This window comes from Streptomyces sp. NPDC048197 (assembly GCF_043202395.1).
Taxonomy (GTDB): domain Bacteria; phylum Actinomycetota; class Actinomycetes; order Streptomycetales; family Streptomycetaceae; genus Streptomyces; species Streptomyces siderophoricus.
Genome location: NZ_JBIDAJ010000050.1, coordinates 41,960 through 47,959, shown reverse-complemented (window position 1 = coordinate 47,959; position 6,000 = coordinate 41,960). Strand labels below are relative to the sequence as shown.

Below are 6,000 nucleotides of genomic sequence, written 5' to 3'. Positions count from 1 at the left end.
GCCAGAAGGGCGTCCAGGTTTGTCGTCACACACGAGCCAACGGGCGCCCTTCGCCATGGTCGCGGCCAGCATGAACATAGGACTCATTCATCTAGCGGACCCAGCCGGTGTAGCCCTGGGAACCCGAATGACGGCGACGGGCGGCGGGGCGGCCGCGGTCGCCCGGCTCCAGCGCCGTGGCCGCGGCCCGCACCAGCCAGGCGTTGACCGAGAGCCCCTCCTGGCCGGCGGCGTCCTCGATCCGGGTCTTGAGGTGGGCGGGCAGCCGGAAGTTGATCCGGGCCGTGCCACCCTCCTCCGCCTCCGCGAGGGCCGTCGGCACCTGGGCCGGCGCCCCCGGGGCCCCGCCCGGCCCGCCTCCCTGCTCCTCGGCGTCCGCGTACGATTCCTGCCCCGGCGGCGGGGTCACGACGAACTCGGGGTCGAGCCCGCGCAGCCGTACGTCGACCGAAGCCGGCGCCAGCTCGCGGGTGACCTCACCCATCGCCGCGGACAGCGCGTTGAGCAGGGTGAGCCGGGCGGCCGACTCCAACGGGGCGGTGAGCCGCTCGGCCAGGGCCCGGGCTTCGTCGCCTCCGGCGTCCGCGGCGACCGCGAGCTCGTGCCGGAGATTGTCCACGTACGGCGTGAGATCCATGACGCCATCATGGCACCACTATGGCGCCATCGCAACCTCTATGGCACAACAGTGGCGCCACCGCGGCGCCGACCAGCGCCACGACGACACGCTCTCCCTGCTGTCAGCGATCCGCGTGCGCCGCCTGTGTGGCGTGCGCGGCATGTGCGGCGTCCCAGGCCGCCTGGGAGGCGGCGATGGCCGGGCGGTGGGCGATCGACCAGTCCGCGAGGGCCTTCACGAGGTGGGTGAGGCTGCGCCCCAGCTCCGTCAGCTCGTACTCGACCTGGGGCGGGACGGTGGGGTACACGGTCCGCTTGACCAGCCCGTCCCGCTCCAGGCGCCGGACGGTGAGGGTCAGCATGCGCTGCGAGATGTTGCCGGGGATGGCGCGCTGCAGCTCCTTGAACCGCTTGGTGCCGGGGGTGAGTTCCACCACCACGTAGACGGACCACTTGTCCCCGAGCCGGTCCAGTACGTCCCGGACACCGCACTCGTCCTGGGGTGTCTCACACACGATCACGGGCCCGGCCGACCCCGATTCCGCCGAGGTGGTTACCCCCGTGTGCCCTACTGACATCAAAGTGCCTCCTTACGCGCTCGAGTTGCCCTCTCGATGATGGGATCACACAGCTCAGGAGGGGGATCCCATGATTCTGATCACCGGCGCCAACGGCGCCCTCGGCCGGCTCGTCGCCGCGGAACTTGCCGACCGGGACGACGTCGTCCTCGGCACCCGCACCCCCGGCCCCGGCCCCACGGCCCCCGGTTCCGCCGCCACCAGCACCAACGCCGCCCAGGCCACCCGGCCCACCCAGCGCCGCATCGACTTCGACGACCCGTCCTCCCTCGACTTCACCGGCGTGGACACCCTGTTGCTCATCTCCGCCGGATACGGCGAGGACGACGTCGTGATCGCCCGTCACGACGCCGCGATCACGGCGGCCGAGAAGGCGGGCGTCCGGCACCTCGTCTACACCAGCCTCAGCGGTGACGGCGACCACCTGGCGTACGCGCTGGCCCACCGCTGGACCGAACGCCGCCTCGCGCGCAGCCCGTTGGCCTGGACGGTGCTGCGCAACGGGCTCTACGCCGAGTTCCTCGCCGCCATCGCCGCGCCGGGCCCCGACGGCACGATCGCGGCGCCGCTGGGCGCGGGCCGGCTGGCCGCGGTGGCCCGTGCCGACCTCGCGGCGGTGGCGGCACGGGTGGCGGCCGAGCCGGCGCGGCACGCCGGGCGGGTGTACGAGCTGGTGGGCGAACGGGCGCTGGGCGGCGCCGAGTTGGCGGACGCGGTGGGCGGCTCGTACGAACCAGGCTCGCTCGGCGCGGCCCGGGAGGCGATCGCCGCATCCGGCGGGGCCCTGCCGTACCAGGTGCCGATGCTGGTGGGCACGTACTCGGCGATCGCCGGCGGCTTCCTGGACGGCTCCGGCATCGAGGCGAACGCACTGCGTACGCTCCTGGGCCGCGAGCCCCGCCCCGCCCTGGACGCCTACCGGACCGCGGTCGCCGCGCTGTCCGCGTCCTAGCCGGGCAGCACGTTCCAGCCCCGCACCGCCCCCTGGTCGGGTACCGCCTCGCCGGTGGCCTCGGCCTCGATGACGGAGGACATGGCGCGGGTCGGCAGGATGCGGCGGAGGCGGAAGCCGGAGCGGGTGAGGAGGTCCTCGAACTCGGCGGCAGTGCGTTCGCGGCCGCGTACGACCATGAGCATGACGATGTCGAGGGCGAGGGCCGGGTGCGGGGAGCCGTCGGCGGGCAGGACCGCGTCGATGACGAGCAGCCTCGTACCGGCCGTCACGGACCGGCGGATGGTGCGCAGGATGCGCAGGCAGTCCTCGTCGGGCCAGTCGTGCAGGATGTTCTTGAGCAGGTAGAGGTCCCCGCCCTTCGGTACGGCGGTGAAGAAGTCACCGCCTTCCGTACGCCAGCGGCCGTTGAGTTCGTCGGTGTCGAGCAGGTGGTCGGCGACGGTCTCGGGGCGGTCGAAGAGGACGCCCTGCAGGCCCGGGGAGCGGGTGAGGGCCTCCCGGAGCAGGCCGCCCCGGCCGCCGCCGACGTCCACGACCGTGCCGCTGCCGGGGAACGGGTAGGCGCCGGCGATGTCCTCGTTCGCCTGGCCGGTGCGCGAGGTCATCGCGGCGTCGAAGAGCCGGCTCTTGTCGGGCGTGGCGGACAGGTGCGCGAAGAACGGGGCGCCGTAGGCGGTCTCGAAGCCGGGCTCGCCGGTTCTCAGGGTGTCGGGGATGTTCTCGGCGGACCGGCGGAACATCTCGTCGGTGAACAGCAGGGCGGTGGCGCGCTGGGAGCCGGGCACATCGGCGCGCAGGCCCGTCCCGCTCTCCGTCAGGGCGAACGCCCCGTCCTCCTCGTGGAACAGCCCGCGGGTGGCGAGCATCCGCAGGATCCGGCGCAGCGGTACGGCCTGTGTGCCCGAGCGCTCGGCCAGGTCCTCGGCGGTCCGCGGGCCGTCGGCCAGGAGGTCCGCGATGCCGTGCACGATGACGGCGCGCACGGCGTCGGCGTATATGTGGCCGTACATCAGGTCCTGCAGCGGCGAGAAACGGACGCCGGCGGCGGGGGCGCCGGGGCGGGTCTCCGGGGTCGTGTCAGGGGTGGTGTCAGGGGTGGTGGCCAAGGGTTCACTCCTGTGGTCGCGATGTGTCGACAGGCCTCCAGTATCGAGAATTTGCCCAGGTCACGGGCGGTTTTGGAGACTTCGGGACACCGCGTACGACCAGCGGACGGCCACAGAGGGACCCCACTGCCCCGCCCCTCCCGCCCCTGGCCACGAACCCACCACGGCCCCCTCCACACCCCCTCACGGGCCGATTTCCGGGCGCGCCACCATGGCTTTCCGGACGCGCCAAGGCGTCATTTCGACGCGCCACGGTGCCTTTTCGGACGCGCCACGGCGACGCCCCCGGCCACCCACCCCGACCACCGCCCCCACCCGCCGTCAGCTCCCCACGTAGTCCGCGAGGTGTTCGCCGGTGAGGGTGGCGCAGGCCGCGACCAGCTCGGCCGGGGTGCCCTCGAAGACGACGCGACCGCCGTCGTGGCCGGCGCCGGGGCCGAGGTCGATGATCCAGTCCGCGTGCGCCATGACCGCCTGGTGATGCTCGATGACGATGACCGACTTGCCGGAGTCGACGAGCCGGTCCAGCAGGCCGAGGAGCTGCTCGACGTCGGCGAGATGGAGGCCGGCGGTCGGCTCGTCGAGGACGTAGACGCCGCCCTTCTCGGCCATGTGCGTGGCCAGTTTGAGCCGCTGCCGTTCGCCGCCGGAGAGCGTGGTGAGCGGCTGGCCGAGGGTGAGGTAGCCGAGGCCGACGTCGGACAGCCGGCGCAGGATCCGGTGGGCGGCGGGCGTGCGGGCCTCGCCGTCGGCGAAGAACTCCTCGGCCTCGGTCACCGGCATCGCGAGCACCTCGCTGATGTCGCGGCCGCCGAGGTGGTAGTCGAGGACCGCCGCGTCGAACCGCTTGCCCTCGCAGTCCTCGCAGGGGGTGGCGACGCCGGCCATCATCGCCAGGTCGGTGTAGAGGACGCCGGTGCCGTTGCACGTCGGGCAGGCACCCTCCGAATTGGCGCTGAACAGCGCCGGCTTGACGCCGTTGGCCTTGGCGAACGCCTTGCGGATCGGGTCGAGCAGTCCGGTGTAGGTGGCCGGGTTGCTGCGCCGGGAGCCGCGGATGGGTGTCTGGTCCACCGCCACCACCCCCTCCTCGGCCGGGATCGAGCCGTGCACCAGGGAGCTCTTGCCGGAGCCCGCGACGCCGGTGATCACGCAGAGCACACCGAGCGGGAGGTCCACGTCGACGTCCCGCAGGTTGTTCGCCGTCGCGCCGCGGATCTCCAGGGTGCCGGTGGGCCTGCGCACCGCGTCCTTGAGCCCGGCGCGGTCGTCGAGGTGGCGTCCGGTGACGGTGTCGCTGCCGCGCAGCCCGTCGAGGGTGCCTTCGAAGCAGACGGTGCCGCCCGCCGTGCCGGCGCCGGGACCGAGGTCCACGACGTGGTCGGCGATCGCGATCACCTCCGGCTTGTGCTCCACGACGAGCACCGTGTTGCCCTTGTCCCGCAGCCGCAGCAGCAGGCCGTTCATCCGCTGGATGTCGTGCGGGTGCAGACCCGCGGTCGGCTCGTCGAAGACGTACGTGACGTCGGTGAGCGAGGACCCGAGGTGGCGGATCATCTTGACGCGCTGCGCCTCGCCGCCGGAGAGGGTGCCCGCGGGGCGGTCGAGCGAGAGGTAGCCGAGGCCGATCTCGACGAACGAGTCGAGGGTCTGCTGCAGCGCGGTGAGCAGCGGCGCCACCGACGGCTGCGCGATCCCGCGCACCCAGTCGGCCAGGTCCCGGATCTCCATCCGGCAGGCGTCCGCGATGGAGAGCTTCTCGATCTTCGCGGACCTGGCGTGCTCGGCGAGCCGGGTGCCGTCGCACTCGGGGCAGGTGGCGAAGGTGACCGCCCGCTCCACGAACGCCCGGATGTGCGGCTGCATCGCCTCCTTGTCCTTGGACAGCATCGACTTCTGGAGGCGCGGGATCAGCCCCTCGTAGGTCATGTTGATGCCCGCGATCTTCATCCGGGTCGGCTCGCGGTGCAGCAGGTCGTGCAGTTCCCTCTTGGTGAACGTGCGGATCGGCTTGTCCGGGTCGAAGAAGCCGGACTCCGCATACAGCCGGGAGTTCCAGCCGCCGCCGGTGTAGCCGGGGACGGTGAACGCACCCTCGTTGATCGACTTGCTGTCGTCGTAGAGCTGGGTGAGGTCGAGGTCGGAGACCGATCCGCGGCCCTCGCAGCGCGGGCACATACCGCCGACCCTGTTGAACGTGACCTTCTCCGCCTTCTTGGCGCCGCGCTCCACCTTGATCGCACCGGACGCGCTGACCGAGGGCACGTTGAAGGCGAACGCCCCGGGCGGGCCGACGTAGGGCCGGCCGAGCCGGCTGAAGAGGATCCGCAGCATCGCGTTGGCGTCGGTGGCGGTGCCGACGGTGGAGCGGGGGTCGCCGCCCATCCGCTGCTGGTCGACGGCGATCGCGGTGGTCAGCCCGTCGAGGACGTCGACCTCGGGCCGGGCCAGGTTGGGCATGAAGCCCTGCACGAAGGCGCTGTACGTCTCGTTGATCAGCCGCTGCGACTCGGCGGCGATGGTGTCGAACACCAGCGAGCTCTTGCCCGAACCGGAGACGCCGGTGAACACCGTCAGCCGGCGCTTCGGTATCTCGATGCTGACGTCCTTGAGGTTGTTCACGCGTGCGCCGTGCACGCGGATCCACTCGTGGCGGTCGGCAACGTGCGGCGCCGGCGACTGCGCGTCCGCTCTCGGGGCCATGCTCATCGGTGTCTCCATCTGCCGGAACTGCGACCTGCAG

General features: G+C 72.2%; 5 protein-coding genes. 1 reads left to right on the top strand and 4 read right to left on the bottom strand.

The genetic code is table 11. The annotated features are described in order from the left end of the window. Positions 1-91 precede the first annotated feature (91 nt). Positions 92-637, bottom strand: coding sequence for a hypothetical protein (locus ACGF4C_RS36485; protein WP_393572490.1), 546 nt, complete (start codon positions 635-637; stop codon positions 92-94). Positions 638-740: 103 nt separating this feature from the next. After that, positions 741-1,196: a winged helix-turn-helix transcriptional regulator gene (locus tag ACGF4C_RS36480; RefSeq protein WP_393572488.1), complete on the bottom strand. Its 456-nt coding sequence runs from the start codon at positions 1,194-1,196 to the stop codon at positions 741-743. Positions 1,197-1,266: 70 nt separating this feature from the next. On the opposite strand from ACGF4C_RS36480, the gene ACGF4C_RS36475 reads away from it, so the two are divergent. Further along, positions 1,267-2,148, top strand: a complete 882-nt coding sequence (locus tag ACGF4C_RS36475) for an NAD(P)H-binding protein (RefSeq protein ID WP_393572486.1) — start codon at positions 1,267-1,269, stop codon at positions 2,146-2,148. On the opposite strand, the gene ACGF4C_RS36470 is transcribed toward ACGF4C_RS36475, so the two are convergent. Beyond that, positions 2,145-3,257, bottom strand: a complete 1,113-nt coding sequence (locus ACGF4C_RS36470) for a methyltransferase (protein ID WP_393572484.1) — start codon at positions 3,255-3,257, stop codon at positions 2,145-2,147. The two genes, ACGF4C_RS36475 and ACGF4C_RS36470, sit on opposite strands and share 4 nt — an antisense overlap. A gap of 321 nt (positions 3,258-3,578) precedes the next feature. Further along, on the bottom strand, positions 3,579-5,966 hold the full coding sequence (locus tag ACGF4C_RS36465; RefSeq protein ID WP_393572482.1) for an ATP-binding cassette domain-containing protein: 2,388 nt from the start codon (positions 5,964-5,966) through the stop codon (positions 3,579-3,581). Positions 5,967-6,000: the final 34 nt, after the last annotated feature.